Below are 24,060 nucleotides of genomic sequence, written 5' to 3'. Positions count from 1 at the left end.
AATAATACCTAATATTTTAACTTAAAATATATAAAATTTTATCAGTCTTTGTATGTATATTGCAATTTATTAACTTCTAAAGTAGTACTTTAAAGTAGTGTCTTAGAAATTGGGTTCATTATTTCACTTAAGTCGAGATGCTTGCTTAAAAGTTTCACAACTATGTTTTGTTATCTATTTTAGAACGCCTTACACAAGTACAGTTGCACTCAAGTTTAATAAAGTTATACATCTTAATTCAAACATAAAAAAAGAAAAGGCAATTTCTATAATATATTCATAGAAATTGTCTTTCTCTCACTAATTCTAAAGCTATTAATCGTAGATTATATTTAGCTTAAAATTAATACTAATTTTTCGTCATTTAAGCTTTAATCAAATGATAAATTTTTGATCCAACATATGCACCTATAACTGCTCCTGTAGTCATCGCGATTGTACTAAACAATTGATCACTTTGTGTTGTCGCTTCTTTATCTTTGTCTGCAAGATTATTCATATGATTAACAAATAATTCCATTACAGATTTATGGATATTAGCCTGTGTAAACTTATAAACAGACCAAGGTAACGTCGGTTCATATTCTTGTAGTGCAATAATAGCTTCATTTGAATCCAAGATGCGTCTAAATTCAAATCTAGCATTACCACCATTATTAGATAATGCTAAATTACCACCTACGATTTTATAAACAATCATATCTTTAGAAGAATCTTGCATATCACGCTCCATTTTCAAAATAAATTGATTAGTAAATGGCAAACTAATATTAAATTCATTTTCATTTATAGTTCCATTAATTAAATGTAACGTAATATTATTTATAAACTTCGCATATGTTTTTGAGACATCTTCCATTGAATAATTTTCTGGAATTCTAAAGCGTGATATTGCTCTAACATCTTTAATTTGTTCTTTACTATTAGAACTAGATGATTTTTTTGATTTGTTTTGATTTTCATTCATTTCATTTTCTTCATCTAGCGCTTGTTGCACACTTTCTTCATACGTCATCTCTCCAATAGAAATATCAGGATGCGTGCGCTCTGGTTGTGGAATCATATCATGAACTAAACTATTCATAAGTGGGTAGACCATTTCTTTAGGTACTTTTGAAATGAGTTGTACCCAATATCTACTTACCCAAATAGGTATAATTGGTAAATCAACGATTGGTAAACGCTTATTTAGCACTACTGCTGTACGTTGTATTAATTCTTTATAATTCATAATTTCAGGACCTGTTATGTCAAAAGACTCATTATGTTGTGGTGTTCGCTCTACTAGTAATGCCAGTTTATTAATTACATCATTAATTGATACTGGTGCTATCATATTGTATGCCCAACTAGGTAATACCATACCAGGCAATCGTTCAACTAAACGTTTTAAAATAGGATAAGAACTTCCCTTAGCCCCAATAATTAATCCAGCTCTTAATGTACTTACAGGTATACCATAAGAACCTAAAATTTTTTCACATTCCAAACGACTACGTAAATGAGCAGATAGTTTATCTTCATTTGGAATTAAACCACTCATAAATACAATATGTCTAACGCCTTGTTTCTTTGCAGCTCTCGCAAAATTATCTGCTAATAAAGCATCCATATCTTCAAAGTTTGCTTGCGTTAACTTGGCGTTTGGCATCATAGAATGGACAAGGTAAATTGCAGTATCTACCCCTTCCATTACTTCTGTTATCTCATCTAAATCAAATAAATCAGCAGCTTTCCAAGTAACATTCTCTTCATTTTCTTTGTTACTAGTATTTCTTGAAGTTGCTATAATATCATGATGTATTTTTAATTGATCTTTTAAATGTCCTCCAATATAACCCGATGCACCTGTTAATAAGATTTTACTCATGATTCACCTCTATTTATTAAATAGTCGAATAATCTTGATTTAATGAATATATCTATTTAAATAGCCTTTTATTAAAAAGTGAAACATTGCATATCGTCATTGTTTTTACTTATAAATTATATTGTAAATACAAAAAGAGAGTCGGACAGAATTCTTCTCAAATTCGTTGTCCAACTCCCAACTTGCTTTGCTTGTAGAATTTCTTTATGAAATTTTCTTTATTAGGGCCAGCTCACAAAGATGACTAGAACTGAGAAAAGCTTGATTGAAGCGTTTTATCTGTTCAGTCAGCTACAGTAAATTGCAAAATAGGATTATTATATTATTTATGTCCCATGTGTTTTCAATAATTTATTTATTAAACTAAAGTTTTAACTACTTCTTGGCATCGTGGACATAAGTGTTCTAATTCACCTACTGAACCTAATTCTTCAGTATAGTTCCAACATCTTTCACATTTTTCACCTACTGCATGGTCAATTCTAATATCACCATGTTGATAAGCCTCTGCATTGTCTACAGAATCTGAAACTTCAACTTGTGAAACAATGAATAATTGTTGTAAATCTTCAAATTGTTGTAAGAACTCTGCAGCTTTAAAGTTGTCGTTATTACCAATTACAACTTTTGCTTCAAGAGACTTACCAATAACTTTATTATTACGTGCAACTTCTAACGCACGGTTTACATCATCACGTAATGCCATGAATTGATTCCATTTGTCAAGCAATGCTTGATCAACTTCAACTACCTTAGGCATGTCAGCTAAATGAACACTTTCTTCTTTTACATGCGGTGTGTGTGTCCAAACTTCTTCAGCTGTGTGAACTAAAATAGGTGCTAATAATTTAGTCATATCAACTAAGATTTGGTATAGAACAGTTTGCATACTACGACGTTTATGCGCATTTTTCTCTTCAATATAAAGAATATCTTTACCGTAATCTAAGTAGAAATTACTCAATTCAACATTTATAAAGTTTTGTACTTCTTGATAAATATTTAAATAATCAAAGTTATCATAATGTTCAATTGTGCTAGCAGTATACTCACGTAAACGATTTAGTAAATAACGATCGACTTCAAGTAATTCTGCTTCAGGAATTACATCAGTATCAGGATTAAAATCGTTAATATTACCAAGCATAAATCTTAAAGTATTTCTAATTTTACGATAAACATCAGAAGTTTGTTTTAAGATTTCATCCGAAATACGAACGTCTGCTAAATAATCAGTACTGCTTACCCATAAACGTGCAATGTCAGCACCTTTTTGTTTTACAACTTGGTCAGGAACAATAACATTACCTAGTGATTTACTCATTTTCTTACCTTCACCGTCCATTACAAAGCCGTGTGATAATAAGAATTTATAAGGCGCTTGACCTCTAGTTGCTACAGCAGTTGTAATTGAAGAGTTAAACCAACCACGATATTGGTCACTACCTTCAAAATATAGATCAGCTGGGAAACTTAATTCTGGACGATTTTCTAATACACCACGATGTGACGAACCAGAGTCAAACCAAACATCCATAATGTCCATTTCTTTTGTAAAAGTACCATTTGGACTACCAGGGTGTGTAAAGCCTTCAGGTAATAAGTCTTTTGCTTCTCTTTCAAACCAAATATTTGAACCATGCTCTTCAAATAAATCAGCTACGTGGTTAACTGTTTCTTTCGTCATAATGATATCGCCATTCTCGGCATAGAATACAGGTAGTGGAACTCCCCATACACGTTGACGAGAAATAACCCATTCTCCACGATCACGGATCATATTGTAAATACGTGTTTTACCCCAATCCACTTTGAAATCTGTTTCTTCAATAGCATCTAAAATATCTTGTCTTACTTTATTAATAGAGGCAAACCATTGTGGTGTAGCACGGAAGATAACTGGTTTCTTAGTACGCCAATCATGAGGGTAACTATGTGTAATAAAGTTTAATTTTAATAAAGCGTCTTTTTCAGTTAATAAGTCAGTAACTGCTTTGTTAGCTTTATCATAAAACATACCTTCAAATTGTCCACCTTCTTCAGTAAACACACCTTTATCATCTAAAGGACTAATAACTGGTAAATCATATTTTTGCCCAACGATATAGTCATCTTCACCATGACCAGGAGCGGTATGAACACAACCTGTACCAGCATCAGTTGTAACATGATTACCATTAATTACAAGTGAGATTCTATCTAAGAAAGGATGTTGCGCTTCAACATACTCTAACTCTTTACCTGTAAATTCTTTTTCTAATTGAATGGCATCTTTATCCCATTCTAAAGCTTCTGCTACATCTTCAGATAATGCTTGTGCGATAATATATTTCTTGCCATTCACATTATATTGACCATATTTTAAATCAGGATGAACTGTAATTGCTACGTTAGATGGAATAGTCCATGGAGTAGTTGTCCAAATAATGAATTGAGCATCCTGATCTACTACACCTTTAGTATCTTTCACGTCAAATGCTACATAGATAGATGCTGAACGTTTATCATGATATTCAATTTCAGCTTCGGCTAAAGACGATTCACTTGACGGTGACCAATAAACTGGTTTCTTACCTTTATAAATTAATCCTTTATCCGCCATCTCACCAAATAAACGAATTTGAGCAGCTTCATATTCAGGTTTAAGCGTGATATAAGGATCATTAAAATCTCCTCGTACACCAAGACGTTTAAAGTCTTTCTTTTGTAATTCGATTTGTTCTAACGCAAATTCCTTACATTTTTCTCTAAATTCAGCAATTGACATTTTTTTGCGATCTACGCCCTTTTTAGTCAAAGCTTGTTCAATTGGTAAGCCATGTGTATCCCAACCTGGAACGTATGGTGCGTAAAAACCTTGCATCGTTTTATAACGTACAATAATATCCTTAATGATTTTGTTTAACGCATGCCCCATATGCAAATTACCATTCGCATACGGTGGTCCATCATGTAAGATGTAAGATTGGTTACCTTTATTTTTTTCTAATGCTTTTTGGTATTGATTGTTAGCTTCCCATTGTTCTTGGATTTGCGGTTCTTTATTTGGCAATCCACCACGCATAGGAAAGTCAGTCTTTGGCATTAATAAAGTATCTTTATAGTTCATAATTGATTTCACTCCTTAAATGTAAAAGAACTCTAAGTTCAATTAAAAAGGGACGGAATTACCGCGGTACCACCCTTGTTAACTCAACTTAGAGTTCTCTCATATATAATATTACTTTGTAAAAATCAGTGATATAAGAGATAGACTTTTATTAGGCTTTCACCAACCCTAATTCGCTGTAAAAAGTTTATTATCTCCTACTTGTCTGACTTATTTTATAACAATTATTTATTTGATGTTGATTCGCTTTGACTCACGCTTGATTGTGAAGTAACGTTCTCACTTGTACTAGTTGCGTCACTTGTACTTAGTGAATTTGTTTTACTGTTATTACTCTCGCTTGCAAGCACGCTTTCAGATTGTTGAGATTGAGCGCTAAGTTGTTCTTCAGGTGTAATGTCTTGGCTATTTAAATGTTGGAAATTTTCTTGTGTGACTTTTTCTGCATCGATATCATAGTTTAATAAATAATCCCAATCATCATTTTTAAGTAAATCTAATTGAGCTTCAACTAGCATGCGGAAACGTGATCTGAATATTTTAGATTGACGTTTCATATCTTCAGTTTGGAATGATAAATGACGTGCTTTTTCGATAGCGTCATTAACAATTAAATCTGCTTGTGCTTGAGCTTTACTGATAACAGCTTCAGCTTCTTTATTAGCAGCCAATTTAGTCTCTTCTCCAGCTTGTTGAGCTTGAACAAGGGCATCACTTACTGATTGATGAACTTGTTGATAAGATTTAATATTAGTATCTCTCTCTTCAATTACTTTTTCAAGCTGTTTTTTTTCTTCTTTTAAACGTTCAATTTCATTACTTAATTGATTTAAGTAATCACTTACTTCAGCTGGTTCTAAACCATTTTTCACTTTTGTAAATTCTTTATTTTTAATTTCACTAGGTGTAAAAGGCATCCTACATCCTCCTTAAATCAACATTAAATTGACTTATATTTATTACTTAAATAGCGTTCGATAATTTATGTGTATTTTGTCTTTTTTAGTCCTACCACCTATATCAATGATTTGAGCTCTTCCAAATCCTTGAATAGATAATAAATCATTAGTTTGAACTTGAAAATCTGGTGAATCAATAATTGTGTGATTAACTTTCACACGCTTCTTTTCAATTAATTGTTTTGCTATTGTTCGAGATTTATGAATCATTTCTTTTAAAACGACGTCTAATCTCAATGCACTTACAGTACAACCTTGAATTTTCCAATTCTCTACTGATTGTATCATATCTTTAAATGGAATAGAATTAAGTTTAACTGTAGCACCTTTTATCTTTGTTAATTCCAACATAATATACGATTCTAATTGCTTTGTCAAAACAAATTGAATACTGTCACCGACAATAATATCACCAACTTGTTCCCTTTCTATTCCTAATGACATAAGTGTTCCTAGGACATGTTGATGTTGTATATTAACAAACTTCTCTGGATAGTTGATTTGAATTAATACTTCTTCAAAGTCAGCTTCCCCAGGTTCAAAATAATTAGGGGCAATGAGACCTCGTTTTCTCTCTGCGTTATCTCCACCAAAAAAAGTCACTTCCATATCTTCATAACTACCTGATATGACTTCAAGTATATATTGTCCTCTCGGATCAAGAAAGTTTGTCAGAATTGGCGCATACTGCTGTTCAACTTGATCACACTTATCTATTAATTGATCTATTAATCCTTGCTCTTCGTCTCTAAAATGCTGATAAATATCGATTATCTTACACCTCTCTGATTCTAAATTAAATGATAAAAGAGGTTGAAACAACCTCATGTATTGTCTCAGCCTCTTAAACGCCATATATTATTACATTAAATGAACTATTATCATATTAAAGATGCTTCTTAACCCAGCTTGGAATAATACAAGTACAAACAAAGCTACAAGTGAAGAAATATCAATCATTCCTATTGGTGGAATAATCTTTCTAAATGGTTCTAAAAATGGTTCATATAATTTACCAAGTATTTCACCGAACTTAGATTCTCTAATATTAGGTACCCAAGATGTAAAGAAATAAATAATCATTCCAAAGTAATATATTTGAACTAGAAAAATTATAAAATTAAAAATGGTAGCTAGTAAACCTACATCCATATAATGTTCTCCTTATTCGTAGTGTTGCGATTCCATTTGTTCAATATGATCTGTAATACTTCCCGCAACTTCTACATTATCAGGTGTACAAAGGAATATGTCAGTACCTACGCGTTGAATATCTCCACCAATCGCATAAACTGTTCCACTTAAGAAATCAATAATGCGTTTAGCTGAAATTTTATCAATCCGTTGTAAATTCACTAAAGTAGCACGGCGGTTTTTTAATTCATCCGCGATATCTTGTGTATCTGAAAATACTCGTGGCTCGAATAAGCACATTTTTGAACTTTCATAACCACTATAACTTTGCGACGTTTGATTCATTGTAACAACATTTTTGCCGTTTGACTTTGATGGGGGTTGATTCATACGCACATTCCTTTCTTCTGAGTTATAATTTCTTGTTGTTTTCTTTTGTGGTACTGTTTTCAATTTACTTTGATTACTATATGAACGTTCTGATTGTTGCGGTTGATTCTGTTGAACATTGTTTGTTTCATTTTCTTCATTCTGAACTACACGACGTTGTCGCTCTTCAGGGCTTTCTACTTCTTCTTCATCATCCATTAGAAAAAAATTATTAAATAAATCTTTAATAGCCACGGGGCTCACTCCTATTCTCCTACAAGTTTAGTCCCAATTCTTATAAATGAAGCACCTTCTTCTACAGCAATTGCATAATCATTACTCATTCCCATAGATAAATAGTGACATGGTGCATAATCTAAATTAAGATCTTTAATTTCATCTCGTTTTACTCGTAATTGTTTAAATAACTGTCGAATATATGCAGTGTCTTCTGTATAAGGTGCCATTGTCATTAATCCGACAATTTTTATTTTATCATATTGTTGAATTTGTTCTATAAAGTGATTAACTTCATTCAAAGCAATACCATGCTTAGATTCTTCTCCTGAGACATTGACTTGTATGAAGCAAGCAATCTCATGATCCGCTCTTTTATTAATTTCCTTAGCTAGACTAAGTCTATCTAGTGCATGTAGGTAATCAATTTCGTTAATGACTTCTTTTACTTTTCTAGATTGTAAAGAACCTATAAAGTGCATAGTAACATCGTTAGGCAAAGCAGATTTCTTTTCTAAAAAGCCTTCTAATCTATTTTCACCAAAATGTCTAAGTCCAACATCATAAGCTTCTTTAGCACGGTCTATTGTAACATATTTTGTTACTGCAATCACGTTTGGCAAGGTAGACGCTTCACTATTTTTAAAGTGTGACTGTATTTCACTTTCAATATTTCTTAAATTTTGTTTTACATCCATATTCTACTCAACCTCTTCACCATTTGTTAAGTTCAGTTATCACTAATAAATACATATGCCTTTAAATATTTATTATTTATATGACTAATCTAATGAGATTATTTTTGGCCTATAAAAGCCAACATTCTACCTGTTTGACCTTTTTCAACTCGATATGAGAAGAAAAGTGATAAATCCTCTGATGTAGCATAATCAGTTATATATATATTGTCGAATGGTACACCATAATGATTAAGTAATAGCGCATTAGCACGTTTTAAATCAATACCATGTCGATTCTCTCCACGAGTTTCAATATAATCTTTAACATTAATTGGCAATGTTTCAAACTTCGCTTTAATATCATCATTAATTTCATATGTAGTTGATGTAGATGGTCCAATTACAATCTTTAGATCATTATAATCAAAATCAATTTGCTTTAACATTTCACTAACAATTTGACCATATGTACCTCGCCAGCCAGCATGTGCTAATCCTACATAGTGATGTTTTTCACTATAGAAATAAACTGGTACACAATCAGCGTAGCACATCGTTAATAACGTATCAGGTTCATATGTATAAATCCCATCAATACCATACATATCATCTGTTAATGTATCGATGTTAGTTCCACGATGACTTTGCGAAATTTCCATTACTCGATTTTCATGAGTTTGAATTGGAAATACCCATTGTGCTCTTACAAACCCAATCGCGTCCGCCAACATTTCTTGGTGTTTAGTAATATTTTCAGGATTATCATCCACATATCTTGCCATATTGAATGATGATTCTGGATATAGACTATAGCCACCTTCTCTTGTAGTGAATCCTAATTTAACATGCTTCAAGTCTTGAGATTCATATTTCAAGTGATGTGGATACTTTACAAATTTCTCTGACACGAAATCAAACCACCTTAATTAAAAGTTTTATTTTTGTCGATTTTTAAAAAGCTTACTCTAAAATTGAATATAGCTATATTATATAACAATCTTTACTTTACTTAAAAGTAAATAAAAAAGGGAGAGAACATGAATCCACAAGTGAATTCGCCGTTCTACTCCCAATTAGGAATGATTAAGACGATAAATACACTTAATCATACAACGAAATATAGACAAAACTTATTTTCAATTAACGTCTAGTTCTTCTAGAACGTCTTTCTTCTCTATTTCTGATAAAGCTAGGAATATCGTCATCTTTAGTAGTATGACTTCTTTCTGATACACTTTCAGAAGAACGAGAGCTTGATGAGCTTTGAGAGAATGATTCTTCTCTTGGCGTACTTGTTTGTGTTGAAGTGCTTGAAGTTGCACTTGTTCCGAAACCAGTACTTGAAGCTTTACGTCCTTGTGAAGTTGGTTTATCTTCAAAACCAGTAGCAATTACAGTTACTACGATTTCATCTTGTAGTTCAGGATTGATAACTGTACCAAAGATCATATTTACATCTTCATCTGCAGCATCTTGTACGATGTCAGCCGCTTCTTGAGCTTCAAATAATGATAGTGATTCCCCACCAGTGATGTTCATTAACACACCTTGAGCACCAACGATTGAAGTTTCAAGTAATGGTGATGAAATTGCTTTTTTAGCTGCTTCAACTGCTCTGTTCTCTCCAGAAGAGACACCAATACCCATTAAAGCAGAACCTTGGTTAGACATAATTGTTTTAACGTCAGCAAAGTCTAAGTTTACTTCACCTGATACAGCGATTAAGTCAGAGATACCTTGAACACCTTGACGTAATACATTATCTGCTTCTTTAAATGCTTCCATCATTGGAGTTGATTTATCAACGATATCTAATAAGCGATCGTTAGGGATAACAATTAGTGTATCTACTGCTGCTTTCATAGATTCAACACCAGCTGCTGCTTGAGTTGAACGTTTACGTCCTTCAAAACCGAATGGACGTGTTACTACACCAACAGTTAATGCTCCCATTTCTTTAGCAATCTTAGCTACTACTGGTGCAGCACCTGTACCAGTTCCGCCACCCATACCAGCAGTTACGAATACCATATCTGCACCTTGGATTGCATCTTCAATTTGTTCACGTGACTCTTCAGCTGCTTTTTTACCAATTTCTGGATTTGCACCAGCACCAAGTCCGCGTGTTAATTTCTCACCAATTTGGATTTTAGATTCTGCTTTAGATAAGTTTAAAGCTTGTCCGTCTGTATTAATTGCAATAAATTCTACATTGTTCATGCCATGGTCGATCATACGGTTAACAGCGTTGTTACCACCGCCACCTACACCGATGACTTTTAATGTCGCTAAATGATTAAATCCTTGTTCAAATTCTAACATTTATATTTCCTCCTAGTCTTTTTGGCCCATCATTCAAATAGAGATTTCATAAGTTTTTTAAATTTGCCCTCTTCTTTTTGAGGTTGCTCTTGATCATCATAATGTTCTGTCGTATCGTGATGACTTTCATTGCTATCATACTTATCATCGTCGTCTACTTTATCTGTTCTTTCATGTGGTTCGTTGTAGTCTTCTTCATAAGTATTTTCATTTTTATTTGACTTACGTTTAAACCAGTCAAATCCACCTGATTTAGAAGTATGTTCTCTCTCGTTATCTTCAATAACTTCTTCTTCAAACTCATCATTATCTTGATAACTCATTGTAACATAATCGAGCAACTCATCAAAAGTGATGCTACTAGATATAGTAGAAATAGCTGATGTGAATTCTGGCTTTCTGATACCCATTTGTGACGGTGTATGAACTCTAATCTTTTCATTTACCATCGTATTAAGTAATTCTTTAACTCCTAATAAGTTTGAAGAACCGCCAGTTACAATGAAACCACCGTTCACTCTAGTTAACCCTAAGTCAACTAATACATCAAACACCTCATCAAAGATATCTTGCATTGTTCTCTCAATTACAGCACTTAAATCTTTCTGAGTATATTCAACTAATTCATCACTGTCTACTTGATCTACACTAAATACATCTTGATCTGATGCAGAGTTAGCATAAGCATGACCATATTGATGTTTTATCTTTTCAGCCGTTTCATATGTAGTATTTAGTTCTTCAGCAATATCATCAGTAATATCGCGACCTGCTAATTCTATTGAATCAGCGTCTACTAATTCTCCACGTTCATAAAAGGCGATTTGAGTTAAATCTTCACCAATATCTATTACACATGCTCCTAATTCTTTTTCAGTAGCTGTAAGAATTGAGCCATAATTATAAGCATCTGAATAAACATCTAAAACATCTACGCCACATGATTCTACACATTTAATCATGTTGATTAAGATAGATTTATGAATTGCAATAACTCCTGCTTCAACTCTTAATGAGTGTCTAGCAATCAATTCTTTAGGGTCCGATACTTCATTATCCCCATCCACAATAAAACGAATAGGGAATACATCAATTACATCAGTATCCGCTACATCATTTTTTTGGCGAATGCCTTCTAGCACTTCTTCAATGTGTGTGCCGTTTATTTCAGTATCTTCATAAAAATCAATTTCATTTGCTTCATCATATACTTCAGTACCTATGATAGGTAATTTTAAGAAAACTTCTTTAATGTCTACACCTGATGCGATAGAAGCTTTTTTAATTGTATCTTTAACTGCTTGTTTAGCAATGTCGAAATCATCAATTAATCCGTTCTTGATACCGCTAGTGTAGGTTTGTCCTGTACCTATCACATTTATTCCATTGTGAAATTTTTCGCCTACTATTGTTTTTACACTTGATGAACCAATATCTATGCTTACATAGTAATGTTCCTCCATAGATAGGCACCTCCTGACAAATTACTATTAAAATACACTATGTTTAGTTTACAATACGTCGAAAGGCTTGTGAACTATAAACACATATTAATATCGAAATTTTTTAATTATTTGAATCTGATTGTTCGTTAATTTTATTTAAAGCGCTTTGTAACTCATCTTTTGCATCAGTTTCTTGTTGTGATTTTTGACGAACATTTTGATCGGATTTTGAATCTCCGCTACTGTTTTCATTATACGGTATAAATGATGCACCTACAGATAAATCTATATAACCTTGGGTTTTCAAGTTGCCAGAGTCGTCTTTTGATAAAGATTGTGACATTTGAGGATAATATTTAATTTTATTAGCAATCGTTTTTATGTTGCCAACTACTTGCATATCATCTTGCATATATAAAAGAATTCGATTAGGGCTATTTTGCTTAGGTGCGTACTTAATTTCTGAAATCATATCTCTAATTTCTGGAGACATCTTAGATAAAGATTTAATCATATTGCTTTTTTCTTCACCTTTAAATCCTTCTAAAATAGGTCCACTTCCGGCAATATTACCATCAAAGTTTTTCAATTCTTGATTTCCTTCTATAATTGGCACATATTTATTCTTTTCTTTAACAACACCTACAACTTGATTTTCAGTTATTTGCACTTTTAACGTATTCGGTAATTGCTTTTTAATTTTTACGTCTTTTATTAAATCATTCTTCTTCAGATTTTGAATACCTTTACGTTTACTATACGTATACATTCTTGAATTATCTTTTACATCCAAAGCTTTTTCAACTTGACTGTTACTCACATTGTTATTTCCACTAATTTTAATATTAGAAATTCTACTTAGTGGTGTAAACATGTAGAGTAAAAATAAAATTATTAATAATACTAAAAATGTAATGATAACGTACTGAATTCTTTTTTGACGCTTCCTTCGCTGAATTCTTAATTGTTCTTTTCTCTCTTGTGGTGATAAATGATCAAATTGTGTACTCTTGGCATGTTTTTTTCTTTTACGATTGTCATTGAACTCTTTAACTCTATCTTTAATAGATAGCTTATATGTGTTTTCACTAGAATTAGTGGAGAGTCTGTGACTATCATTCGTTTTGGTACTTTCAACGTTTTGAGCATTTTCATCTGATGTTTCATTAGATTGTTCAATTGCTTCATTTTGTTCCAATTGTTCGGATTCATTGGATTGATTATTAAAGTTATCTTCATCTATTGATTGATTTTGATCTTGTTGTTTAGAAGTCTCATTAGGCTTATTAATTTTATACAATTGAGCGTCATCTGTGGAAATTTTATTCTTATCCTTATGATTAGCATCATGATTTGAAAGGTGTTCTTCATTGTTTAATTCTCGATTTCTTTTTTCAATAAGACTTTGAATCGAGCTCACCTTATTATCTTTACGTCGTTTATCTTTCACTTGATTTCACAACCTTTAATAAGATGGTAAGTGGGCACGGAAACTTTCTATAAATCTTTCTCCACGTTCTTCAAATGTTTTATATTGATCCCAACTTGCACATGCAGGTGATAGTAAGACAACGTCATTCGGTTCGACTACATCTTGTACCTTTTTAACAGCGTCTTCAATATCTGTAGCTTTCACCACTAACTTACCTTGACTATTGCCAAGCTTAGCAAATTTTTCTTGAGTTTGACCAAAAACAACCATGACACGTACATTCTTCATATAAGGTATTAATTCATCGAAATCATTACCACGATCTAAACCACCACATAACCAAACGATTGGTTGCTTGAATGAATTTAATGCAAATTGTGTAGCAAGTGTGTTTGTAGCTTTAGAATCATTGTAATACTTGTTAGTGCGATTTGTACCTATATATTGTAATCTGTGATCTATACCAGAGAATGTCGTTAAACTATCTATAATTGCTTTTATTGGAACACCAGCTAAGATTGAAGCTAACACTGCAGCTAGAATATTTTCTAAATTATGTTCCCCAGGTAATACTAAATCATCTATATTAATGATTCTTATTCCTTGGTAAACAATAAACCCATCTTTAATATAAATACCGTCTACTTCTTGTTGAGTAGAGAAATACAATGTTTTAGCTTTCAAATTTTCAGACTCAATTAAATGTCTTTGATGATAATTACATATTAGGTAATCATTTTCTGTTTGATTTTTGTAAATCTGTTTCTTTGCATTTTGGTAGTTTTCAAGCGTTTCGTGATAATCTAGATGAGCAGAATATATATTTGTGATAATCGCAATATGCGGACGATATTGCTCTACACCTAGTAATTGGAATGAAGATAATTCAGTTATTAGATATTCATTAGGTGATGTTTCTTGTGCTACTTTAGATGCTACATAACCTATATTTCCAGAGAGTCTACCAGTCAATCTACTTTTCTTAAACATATCGCCAATTAAAGAACTCGTAGTTGTTTTACCATTAGTTCCAGTTATAGCTATAATCGGTGCTTCTGATATTAAATAACTTAATTCTACTTCAGTTAATATTTTTAAATGTCGCTGATATGCTTCTTGAATTATAGAAACTGTATAAGGAATACCAGGATTTTTTACTATAATTGGCTCATTATCTAATAATGATAAAGGATGTCCACCATCAACTATTTTAACTCCTAACGCCTCTAAATCCTTGGCATGAGGATCTTGTGACAAGTCTTTACCATCATTTACAGTCACATTGGCACCTAATTTGATTAATAACTTAGCTGCTTCATATCCGCTTTTGGCTAGTCCTACTACAAGAACATCTTTATTTTCTAATCCTGTATAATTGAGCATGCTAATGCACTCCTATCCATAATCCGATTAATCCTGAAATTAAACCTGCTGTCCAGAACACTGTTACTACTTTCCATTCTCCCCAACCACTTAATTCAAAGTGATGATGAATCGGGCTCATCTTAAAGATACGTTTTTTTGTAAGTTTATATGAAGCAACTTGCAACATAACTGAAGCTGTTTCAATTACAAATACCAGCCCAATTAGTAACAATGATAATTCTTGATTTAGCATAATTGAAATTGTTGCGAAAATTCCACCTAAAGCTAAACTACCAGTGTCTCCCATAAATACCTTTGCGGGATTAAGGTTATACGGTAGAAATCCTAATAATGCAAAAATCATTATAATACAAAATGCTCCAATTGCTGGTGAATCTAAAACAAAGCTCATAATGGCGTACATTGTAAAACCAATGATTGATAATCCTGTTGCTAAGCCATCTAAACCATCTGTTAAATTCACAGCATTTGAGAATCCAACTTGCCAAAAAACAATAAAAATCACATATGCAAAAGATAATGGAATACTAATATTTGTAAAAGGTATGTTTAGATTAGTTGAAAATTCTACAAGATGGAAAACATCACTTAGTAAAAAGAATACAACTGCAATTGCAATTTGTGCTAGAAATTTCTGCTTACTTGTTAAACCTTGGTTATTTTTCTTAACGACGATGATGTAATCATCAATAAAACCTATTAAACCAAAACCAATTGTTACAAATAATAATAAAATGATTGGATTTGAATTATCTACAAAGAAAATTGCAATAATTGAGGTAATGATAATACTAATTAGAAAAGTCAAACCACCCATTGTTGGTGTGCCTGTTTTTTTCATATGGCTTTGTGGACCTTCTTCACGAATGCTTTGTCCAAATTTCATTCGCTTCAGCGTTGGAATTAAAATAGGTACTAAGATAAAAGTAATTAATAGTGCGATAACCGCAAGTATAAAAAGCATAATTGTCTCCTTTATATATTTAATTTTTAGTTTTGTCTTCTGAGTTTATTAATTGATAATATCTCGTTCATTTTATCAATATTTTAAAGTAAATTCATTTAAAATTTGTATGAGATCGAATGACGCCTTTTGAAGTAACACGAGCTAAAAAGAGAATGATATAACTACCCACTCACTTCTATTTGCTACTAAAGTTCTATTTTGTAACCTATGCTCACTGTGCTTGTCACAACTTTTAGACGTTCATTCAATTCTCATAACTTATCATCTACTTTTTTAAGTCAAATCATAATTACTCGTTAGAATCTTGACTATTGTTTGTCTGTTGTTCTTGTTCAGAAGAGCTAGAAGTATCATTCTTATTGTCTTTTTCCTTATCGTCTGAAGAAGAACTAGCTTTATCTTTATTAGAAGAGTCATTTGATGCTGTCTCATTGTCATTCGTATTCGTCGATGTATCGTCAGGATCTTCTGGAGATAATTCAATTTCAACCTTACTATTGTCTTTTAATGTGGTTCCATTGTTAACCGATTGTTTTGTTACATAGCCACTACCTTTAGTTGTAACGTTAATGCCAGTTAATTCTTGGAAGGCAAGTACATCATCTTTTGTCCAACCTTTCATATTTGGCATTGTAATATCACCATCAGTTAATAAGAGCACCTTACTATTAGGCAATAATTTTTTATTTGCTTTAATGGATTGAGATTTGACGTTATCTCCATTACCAATAACTGTTGCTTGTAAATCTTCAGATTTCAAACTTTCCTTTGCTTTATCAGTAGATTGTCCAGTTACATTTGGTACTTTTGAATATTGTGCAGATTTTGTTTCATCTTTTTTAGAACCTACATTTAAATATTTAAGTGTATTTTCCATAATTGGTTTAAAAGCCTTACTTACACCCATTTCATAAGCTTCTTGATCATTCTTTTGAGCTAAGCTCATACCGGCATAAACAATAACTTTGGGATTTTTCTTAGGCGCATCACCAATGAAACTTACAAAGTATGGATTTTCACCCTTAACATATCCGCCGCTCTTTTCATCCGCCACTTGGGCAGTACCTGTCTTACCTTCAATATCATAACCATCTACTCTATAATTCATCGCATGACTCTTCTTACTATTAACTACTTTATCTAATTCTGTTTCCACTTTACTTGCGGTAGAAGCAGTAATTGGTTTGCCAGCAATTTCTTTTTCGCCTTGATAGAACGTCTTTTTGGAAATTGGATTTTTAATACTATCCACAAACCACGGTTTAAGCATATTCCCTTTATTAAAAAAGGCAGATTGTGCCTGAATCATTTGTACCGGCGTAACAGTTGTAGATTGCCCGAATGCTGACGTTTTTTGTTGCAATTCATTCGACCAAGCGATATTACCTTCTGCTTCGCCATCAAATAGACCACCAGTTGGTTTACTAAAGCCAAATCTTTCGTACCATGATTTCATTTTGTCAGCACCTACTAAGTCTTGTAAGTGCATCATCAGTGTATTTGAAGAATAAGTAAAGCCTAATGACATTGGAATTTCGCCCCAACCAGTTTTATTCCAGTCGGAAATTCTAGAACCCATGATATCACGATGTCCAGACTCATATTTTTTCTTAGGATTAAACTTACCTTCCTGTATAGCTGCCGCTAAACCAAATGATTTAAAAGTAGAACCTGGTTCATACGTATTTTGATATAAATCATTCGCCCATTTTTTCCCGAAATCTTCACCTGTCTCAGGATTAAACGTAGGACGTTGACTGAATGCTAAGATTTCACCTGTTTTAGCATCCATGACAACAGCAAATAAATCTTTTGGTTGATACCTCTTAACCATATCATCCAATGCTTCCTCAACGAATACTTGAATATTTGAATCAATTGTTAAATGAACATCATCACCACGTTTAGGTGATTTTTCATTTTTAGTATTTGGAGCAATATATCCCCAAATATCTTGTATATAAGATAATGCACCTTTAGTTCCACTTAAATAACTATCAAAGATTTTTTCAACACCAAGTGCACCTTTTAATTCGCCTGTATCTGGATTTTTTTGTGCCATTCCTATTAAGTGAGACGCAAAATTACCATTTGGATAAAAGCGTTCAGTTTCTGGATATAATGTAATACCTGGTAAGTCCATTTTTTCCAGTTTTTGTTTATCTTGATAAGTTAAATTAGTTCCTTTTTGACCAAATTCCACTTGGAAAGCTTTTTTCTGATTAAGTTGTTTTTCAATTTCTTCCGGTTCCATGTCTATAATTTTAGAAAGTTCTTTAGCTGTCTTCTTTTTATCCTCTACATAGCGAGGTTTGTCTCCACTTTTACCTGCGCTTTTATCGACTACCGCTACAACTTTATATCTTTCGACATCTTCGGCAAGAATTTTACCGTTTCTATCATAAATCTTGCCTCGTTCAGCTTGTTCATTGTTTTGAACTAAATATTTTTCATTCGCTCGCATTACTAAATCTTGTCCATCAGAATGCCCTGTGATCATAATATATGAATATCTTAAAACCAATATAAAAAAGAGCAGTCCGAATATACCAACAAGGAGGACTGCTCCTAATTTATTTTTTCTAATTTTAATTTTTCGCTTCGCCATTTGTACGCACTACCTTTACATTGTCGTTATTTAGGCTCATACCTTGTGCTTTAGCCTTGTCGTAAATGCGTTGGTAAGAAGAACTTTTCTTAATTTCAGATTGAATTGCGCTATTTTCACTTGATTGTTGTTCAATTTTGGAGTCTAAATCTGCAATCTTTCCATTCGTATCATACGCATCCATTTTTAAAGATAGCATATAAATAGCAATAACTGCAATTGCAGTAACAAGTGTTATGTATAAGTATTTCTCAAATCTTGTGAGTTGAACTACAACCTTCTTAGTAACTGTTCTTGTTTGTGGTTCCGATTGAGGTTGTTGTTTCGGTATACTATTGTGCTGGACGTCTTCATATGGTTCATATATTTCTTCTACAGCCATCGTCAATTACTCCTTATTTTAAAATTTCTGCAACACGTAATTTTGCACTGCGCGCTCTGTTATTTTCATCCAAATCTGTATCCGTTGCCGTAATTGGTTTACGATTTACTCTTTTGAGTTTAGGTGTGTAAGCTTCAGGAATAATTGGTAACCCTCTAGGCACATCAGGACCCTTTTCATACTCTTGAAACATTTGTTTGCATAATCTGTCTTCTAAAGAGTGGAAAGTGATTACTGAAATTCTGCCTCCAACTTTTACAAGCTCGATTGCCTGCTCAATTGAATCTTCGAATGCAGATAATTCGTCATTAACAGCAATACGTATAGCTTGAAATACACGTTTTGCAGGATGACCACCTTTTCTTCGAGCTTTAGCAGGAATGCCCTCTTTAATGATGTCAACTAGCTCTAATGTAGTTTCGATAGGCTGATGTTCACGATGTGTTTCGATTCGTCTCGCTATTTGTTTAGAAAATTTCTCTTCACCATAGCGATAAAAAATCTTAACAAGTGCTTCATATGGCCATTGATTGACTACTTCGTATGCGCTAAGTTGCTGCGTTTGATCCATTCTCATATCAAGTTTAGCATCATGATGATAACTAAATCCTCGCTCTGGAACATCCAATTGTGGACTAGAAACGCCTAAGTCATAATAAATCCCGTCTACCTTTTCAATGTTTAAGTTTTTTAAAATGTCAGTTAATTCTCTAAAATTACTATGCACGAACGTGACTTTATGTAGATGATCTTTCAATACCTCTTTAGCATTATCTAATGCTGTAGTGTCTTGATCAATCGCAATTAATCTACCGTCATCGTTTAATTGATTTAATAAATAGAGTGCATGACCCGCGCCACCAAGCGTACAGTCTACGTAAATACCATCTTCTTTGATGTCTAAATAATCAATTGTTTCGTTAAGCATGACGCTAATATGATGAAACACGACTTATTCCTCCATTAAAAATCAAAATCTATTAAATCTTCAGCAATATCTTCGAAACTCTCTTCAGATTCATCATAAAAATCATTCCAAGTTTCTCTATCCCAAATTTCAATTCGATTTGAAACACCTATTACTGTACATTCTTTAGTTAAACTAGCGTACTTCCTCAAATTTTGAGGAATGTTAATACGCCCTTGCTTATCCAATTCCACTTCGATGGCACCTGAGAAGAACATACGCATAAACTTACGTGCGTCTTTCTTTGTCATAGGTAAGGTTTTCATTTTTTCTTCTATTTGTTGCCACTCTTCAAGTGTGTAACCGAATAAACATTTATCAAGGCCTCGCGTGATAATAAAACGTTCGTTTAAGTCATATCTAAACTTAGATGGAATTATCATACGTCCTTTAGCATCAAGTTGATGTTCGTATTCTCCCATGAACATTATTATCACCTCACCTTATTTATAATTTACCACATATCCCCACTATCCTCCACTAATTCTGTAAAATATCTTAAAATTCTTTTTTTTATACAAAAAAACCTATTTTATCATTTCGATAAAATAGGTCTAAAGCTTGATTTATTAAGGTTTAATAATGATTTGATCAAATGTATATTCAAGTGGTGGGAAAGTGGAGGGACTAAACACATCAATCCCAAAATCATTCATAATTTGTAATGGATTCCAGATTCTTTCTTGTAATCCGTGGTGAGGATGTAATACTAAATCCAATTCTCTAAATTGTCTCATACTAATATCATTCTCACGTTCAATATTTAACAAATAGCGTTTCAGTAAATAATCAAATTGTTTATTATGAATTTCTTCATTTTTAGTTACTAAATTGAAATTATCTTGATTTTCCTTAACTTCATTTAATAATTGTTGATACACATTTTCATGTTTTGCTTTCAATTCTTCTACTTGTTGTATAAACGTATCGGAAGCTTTTTCACGTACAAATTCATTTTTGTCATCATCGATACCATTTTGAATAACTTTTTCAACATTTAGGCTGTATTGTTTAAGTAGTTTTTGTGTTCTTTCCATCATATATGTCATCTTCATACGTGGAAGAACGATCGGCATTTCTACATTAAGTAATTTGAATACATTATTTAGTTCTGCCCAATATTTAATTTCACTTGGACCACCTATGAATGCTACTGTATTAAATAACCATTCTTCCATGACTGGTCTCGTAACGACGTTGTTTGAGAAACGCTCCGGTTCTGTCTCTATTAATTCAATTAATTCCTCTTCAGAGTAAGTAATATCAGATTTACTTAATTTAAAAAGATTATCTTCTTTTGATATTAATTGACGCATACCATCCTCATGAAGGAACAAATGTACATTAGTATCTGTCTGTATCATTTGTGTTAATCCCGATGCAATGGTTTGCTCTTGTGTTTGTCTGAATACTTGATTAATTTTAGAATGATTAGTTACTATTTGTTTGAGTAATGGCTTTTCAAGTTGTCTAAGCTTATCGTTCTGTGCATCGATGAGTAGCACACCGTGTTCTTTAAAGACCGCATGCAATAAAGCCTTAAATATATCAGTCCAAGTATCAAACTCATTAATTATATCCACGCATAATTTATATAAAGGTTTAGAATGATTAGTTTCTTTTAATTCTTCGAAGAAAAGATTTAATGCATTAAGCATAGCTTCCTTATCAGGAGTATATCTTGAAACATTTGTTTCTGGAGGTGTCATTGTATGGTACTTCACTTTCTTTAATTGCGCCTCTTTTGCATTATAAACATACGTATGATTCACTTCATCAAAATCATGATCCTCTCCAGCAATCCAAAACACAGGAACAACCGTTTCACCGTATTCTTTAGTTAGTTGACTACTTAACGTTACTATCGAAAGAATTTTATGGAAAGTGTATAAAGGTCCCCCAAACAATCCTGCTTGTTGACCTCCAATAACTACTTTAGCTCCTTGTTCAAGCGCCTCAATATGCTCTAGCTGAGAAGTAGTTAATTTCAAATCGGCCATATAGTCTTTAATGATTTGTGCTAATTGTTTTTCTCTACCATTATTAGGACGTTTCATCTTAGTCGTGAAACTAGCTGTCTCAACTGGGTTATATTGATAAAATTCTAATAAACTTTTATCACTTTCTTTTAATTTTGAAATAAATGAATCTTTTTCTTTAAAATGAGTTACTCGACAGTCCATATCTATACTCCTTCAACATAGCTATTACTCATATAGTATAAAGATTATAGCATTGTATGACAATTTAACGGCTTAAAAATTTGTAATTTTTGAAGTGAAATTTACCCTTTCGTCCTGAAAATACAATTGAATGAATTTTACATATTATTTAAGTTATAATATAACAAAAGAAATAAGGGGGATAACGCAAATGAGTGAAGTAAAACATCTTGAAATTAATTATAAAACAGACGAATTGTTTGAAGCTTTTAGAGAATTCGGTAACAAAGATTTATACATGGTTGAAGAACTACAAGGCCAAATGATCGATGCCAGTTCTGAATCACCATTCTATGGCATCTTTCACGGTGAAAACCTTGTTGCCCGAATGGCTTTACTAAAAAAGGGTGACGTTGAAGAAATTTACTTCCCAGAATTCGATGATTATTTACTACTTTGGAAACTAGAAGTTTTAGATAACTATAAAAATAAAGGGTACGGTCAGTCACTTATTGATTATGCAAAATCTTATAATATGCCTATCAAAGCCATTGCACGTCAAAATTCTAAAGAATTTTTAATGAATCAAGATTTTGAGGATGTACACGCTAAAAATCCTGAAGGTCATGATGTACTCGTATGGGCTCCTAAATAATTAAATAGAATATGGAAAAGCTATGGAGTGATAAAAGTTCTATCAGAATCTTTACCACTCCAACTTTTTGCATAAAATGTTTTTACTCATTTTCAATTAAATCAACTAATTCACGCAATGATTTAATTTCGTAATCTGGATTTATACCAGAATTATTCTTTTTATTTCTTACATTAAACCAGCATGTAGCTATTCCCGCATTTTTTCCGCCTAATACATCTGAAGTTAATGAATCACCAACAATAATGGTAGATTTTCGTTTGTCCTTACCAATTTTTTCAAAAACATAATCAAAAAACTCAATCATTGGCTTTTGATAACCGGTTTCCTCTGATATAAATACACCATCAAATATGTCTTTAAATTGTAATTGAGCGATACGTCTTTTTTGAGTATCTGTAACACCATTAGTAACAATATAAAGTTTATTGTTTTGAGCTAATCGATCTATCGTTTCTAGAGTGGAATCAAAATGCTTAATGGGTGCTTTAGCTAATTCATCCCTAAAAGTAACATCTGCTTGTTTACCATCCACTTCAATACCATAATGATTAAAATATTCAATGAATCTGTGTGAAAGAACTTCATCTTTAGTTAGTTTATTCTTTTGAAAAGCCTCCCAATGTGCCTGATTAATTTGTTTAAAAAATTGAAAGTCTTCTGCTGTTGGGTAATGATGATAATGTTTGGCCATATTGTGAAAAGCTTTATCTTCGGCATCATAAAAATCAACTAATGTATCATCGAAGTCTAATAATATTGTATTATATTTCATATTTTCATCCTTAACGTTTATTTTCTAAAATCTATTTTAACAGAAATATATTTATAAATTAAAAAAAGACCAGAGCGCTTGCCCTGGTCCATGATAATTAGAATTTCAAATTAGAAGCCGAAAATTTTACCTAAAACACTGATTCCGTTTTCTACGATACCTACGATGCTTGTACCCATTTTACCCCAGTCTTTATCTTGTCCTGCTTGTACTGCTGCTGCAATTGCTTCTGCTAATTTTTGCATATTTATCTCTCCATTTCTCTATAATTTTTATGATTTAAACTAAGTTTTAAAATAAACGTTAAATTAGAAACCAAAGATTTTACTTAATTCAGTTACACCGTTTGAAACGATATCTAAGATACTTGTACCTAATTTAGTCCAGTCTTGGTTTTGACCTGCTTCAATTGCACTTTTAACTGCGTTTGCGATTTTTTCCATGATATTTATCTCCTTTGTATTGTTTATTTATATTAATAAAATGTTGTTAGTCGAACTTAGAATCCGAATAATTTACCTAGAATGCCAACACCGTTTTCTACGATACCTACAATGCTTGTACCTAATTTAGCCCAATCTTGGTTTTGGCCTGCTTGAAC

General features: G+C 32.4%; 23 protein-coding genes. 1 reads left to right on the top strand and 22 read right to left on the bottom strand.

Annotation, left to right across the window (positions count from 1 at the left end):
- Positions 1-364 precede the first annotated feature (364 nt).
- The 18 genes from AC1RRU_RS00550 to bshC all read right to left on the bottom strand — a co-directional run bounded on the left by AC1RRU_RS00550 (position 365) and on the right by bshC (position 22,050).
- Positions 365-1,870 (bottom strand): NAD(P)H-binding protein, encoded by a 1,506-nt coding sequence (locus tag AC1RRU_RS00550; protein ID WP_011276006.1) that lies wholly within the window; start codon positions 1,868-1,870, stop codon positions 365-367.
- Between the two features lie 358 nt (positions 1,871-2,228).
- The gene (gene ileS, locus AC1RRU_RS00545) at positions 2,229-4,979 is read right to left on the bottom strand and encodes an isoleucine--tRNA ligase (RefSeq protein WP_016930699.1); all 2,751 of its coding nucleotides are present in this window, start codon (positions 4,977-4,979) and stop codon (positions 2,229-2,231) included.
- A gap of 224 nt (positions 4,980-5,203) precedes the next feature.
- Positions 5,204-5,896 carry a DivIVA domain-containing protein gene (locus tag AC1RRU_RS00540; RefSeq protein ID WP_016930700.1) on the bottom strand — a complete coding sequence of 231 codons (693 nt, stop codon included), beginning with the start codon at positions 5,894-5,896 and terminating at the stop codon, positions 5,204-5,206.
- A gap of 42 nt (positions 5,897-5,938) precedes the next feature.
- Complete coding sequence (locus AC1RRU_RS00535) at positions 5,939-6,766, bottom strand: YlmH family RNA-binding protein (RefSeq protein ID WP_016930701.1); 828 nt, start codon at positions 6,764-6,766, stop codon at positions 5,939-5,941.
- 33 nt (positions 6,767-6,799) lie between these two features.
- Positions 6,800-7,090, bottom strand: a complete 291-nt coding sequence (locus AC1RRU_RS00530) for a YggT family protein (RefSeq protein WP_011276010.1) — start codon at positions 7,088-7,090, stop codon at positions 6,800-6,802.
- 12 nt (positions 7,091-7,102) lie between these two features.
- Positions 7,103-7,696, bottom strand: a complete 594-nt coding sequence (locus AC1RRU_RS00525) for a cell division protein SepF (RefSeq protein ID WP_011276011.1) — start codon at positions 7,694-7,696, stop codon at positions 7,103-7,105.
- 11 nt (positions 7,697-7,707) lie between these two features.
- Positions 7,708-8,376, bottom strand: coding sequence for a YggS family pyridoxal phosphate-dependent enzyme (locus AC1RRU_RS00520; RefSeq protein WP_011276012.1), 669 nt, complete (start codon positions 8,374-8,376; stop codon positions 7,708-7,710).
- Positions 8,377-8,474: 98 nt separating this feature from the next.
- Complete coding sequence (pgeF, locus tag AC1RRU_RS00515) at positions 8,475-9,266, bottom strand: peptidoglycan editing factor PgeF (protein WP_011276013.1); 792 nt, start codon at positions 9,264-9,266, stop codon at positions 8,475-8,477.
- A gap of 232 nt (positions 9,267-9,498) precedes the next feature.
- Entirely contained in the window at positions 9,499-10,680 is a 1,182-nt protein-coding gene (gene ftsZ, locus AC1RRU_RS00510) for a cell division protein FtsZ (protein ID WP_011276014.1), read from the bottom strand.
- Between the two features lie 29 nt (positions 10,681-10,709).
- Positions 10,710-12,143, bottom strand: coding sequence for a cell division protein FtsA (gene ftsA / locus AC1RRU_RS00505; protein WP_011276015.1), 1,434 nt, complete (start codon positions 12,141-12,143; stop codon positions 10,710-10,712).
- 103 nt (positions 12,144-12,246) lie between these two features.
- Positions 12,247-13,575, bottom strand: a complete 1,329-nt coding sequence (locus AC1RRU_RS00500; protein ID WP_011276016.1) for a cell division protein FtsQ/DivIB — start codon at positions 13,573-13,575, stop codon at positions 12,247-12,249.
- Positions 13,576-13,590: 15 nt separating this feature from the next.
- Positions 13,591-14,940, bottom strand: a complete 1,350-nt coding sequence (gene murD / locus AC1RRU_RS00495) for a UDP-N-acetylmuramoyl-L-alanine--D-glutamate ligase (protein ID WP_011276017.1) — start codon at positions 14,938-14,940, stop codon at positions 13,591-13,593.
- A gap of 1 nt (position 14,941) precedes the next feature.
- Positions 14,942-15,907, bottom strand: a complete 966-nt coding sequence (gene mraY / locus AC1RRU_RS00490; protein ID WP_011276018.1) for a phospho-N-acetylmuramoyl-pentapeptide-transferase — start codon at positions 15,905-15,907, stop codon at positions 14,942-14,944.
- 292 nt (positions 15,908-16,199) lie between these two features.
- Positions 16,200-18,518, bottom strand: coding sequence for a penicillin-binding protein (locus AC1RRU_RS00485; protein ID WP_016930702.1), 2,319 nt, complete (start codon positions 18,516-18,518; stop codon positions 16,200-16,202).
- Entirely contained in the window at positions 18,499-18,900 is a 402-nt protein-coding gene (ftsL, locus tag AC1RRU_RS00480) for a cell division protein FtsL (protein WP_016930703.1), read from the bottom strand. Before ftsL ends, AC1RRU_RS00485 begins: the two co-directional genes overlap by 20 nt.
- A 13-nt stretch (positions 18,901-18,913) precedes the next feature.
- Positions 18,914-19,849, bottom strand: coding sequence for a 16S rRNA (cytosine(1402)-N(4))-methyltransferase RsmH (gene rsmH, locus AC1RRU_RS00475; protein WP_011276021.1), 936 nt, complete (start codon positions 19,847-19,849; stop codon positions 18,914-18,916).
- Between the two features lie 14 nt (positions 19,850-19,863).
- The gene (mraZ, locus tag AC1RRU_RS00470; RefSeq protein WP_011276022.1) at positions 19,864-20,295 is read right to left on the bottom strand and encodes a division/cell wall cluster transcriptional repressor MraZ; all 432 of its coding nucleotides are present in this window, start codon (positions 20,293-20,295) and stop codon (positions 19,864-19,866) included.
- A gap of 141 nt (positions 20,296-20,436) precedes the next feature.
- Positions 20,437-22,050 carry a bacillithiol biosynthesis cysteine-adding enzyme BshC gene (gene bshC, locus AC1RRU_RS00465; protein ID WP_011276023.1) on the bottom strand — a complete coding sequence of 538 codons (1,614 nt, stop codon included), beginning with the start codon at positions 22,048-22,050 and terminating at the stop codon, positions 20,437-20,439.
- Positions 22,051-22,240: 190 nt separating this feature from the next.
- Here bshC and AC1RRU_RS00460 point away from each other — a divergent pair, with 190 nt between their 5' ends.
- Positions 22,241-22,684: an N-acetyltransferase gene (locus tag AC1RRU_RS00460; RefSeq protein WP_011276024.1), complete on the top strand. Its 444-nt coding sequence runs from the start codon at positions 22,241-22,243 to the stop codon at positions 22,682-22,684.
- Positions 22,685-22,766: 82 nt separating this feature from the next.
- On the opposite strand, the gene AC1RRU_RS00455 is transcribed toward AC1RRU_RS00460, so the two are convergent.
- The 4 genes from AC1RRU_RS00455 to AC1RRU_RS00440 all read right to left on the bottom strand — a co-directional run.
- A complete protein-coding gene (locus AC1RRU_RS00455; protein WP_011276025.1) occupies positions 22,767-23,459 on the bottom strand; it encodes a YjjG family noncanonical pyrimidine nucleotidase in 693 nt (230 codons plus the stop codon).
- Between the two features lie 110 nt (positions 23,460-23,569).
- On the bottom strand, positions 23,570-23,704 hold the full coding sequence (locus AC1RRU_RS00450; RefSeq protein WP_011276026.1) for a phenol-soluble modulin PSM-beta-1: 135 nt from the start codon (positions 23,702-23,704) through the stop codon (positions 23,570-23,572).
- A gap of 63 nt (positions 23,705-23,767) precedes the next feature.
- Entirely contained in the window at positions 23,768-23,902 is a 135-nt protein-coding gene (locus AC1RRU_RS00445) for a phenol-soluble modulin PSM-beta-2 (RefSeq protein ID WP_011276027.1), read from the bottom strand.
- Between the two features lie 56 nt (positions 23,903-23,958).
- Positions 23,959-24,060, bottom strand: a 102-nt coding sequence (locus AC1RRU_RS00440) for a phenol-soluble modulin PSM-beta-3 (protein WP_493196421.1), incomplete at its 5' end; no start/stop codon positions are given.

The sequence above is a fragment of the Staphylococcus sp. GW821-FHT11H10 genome (genome assembly GCF_058807855.1).
This window is presented reverse-complemented; position numbering and strand designations above follow the sequence as displayed.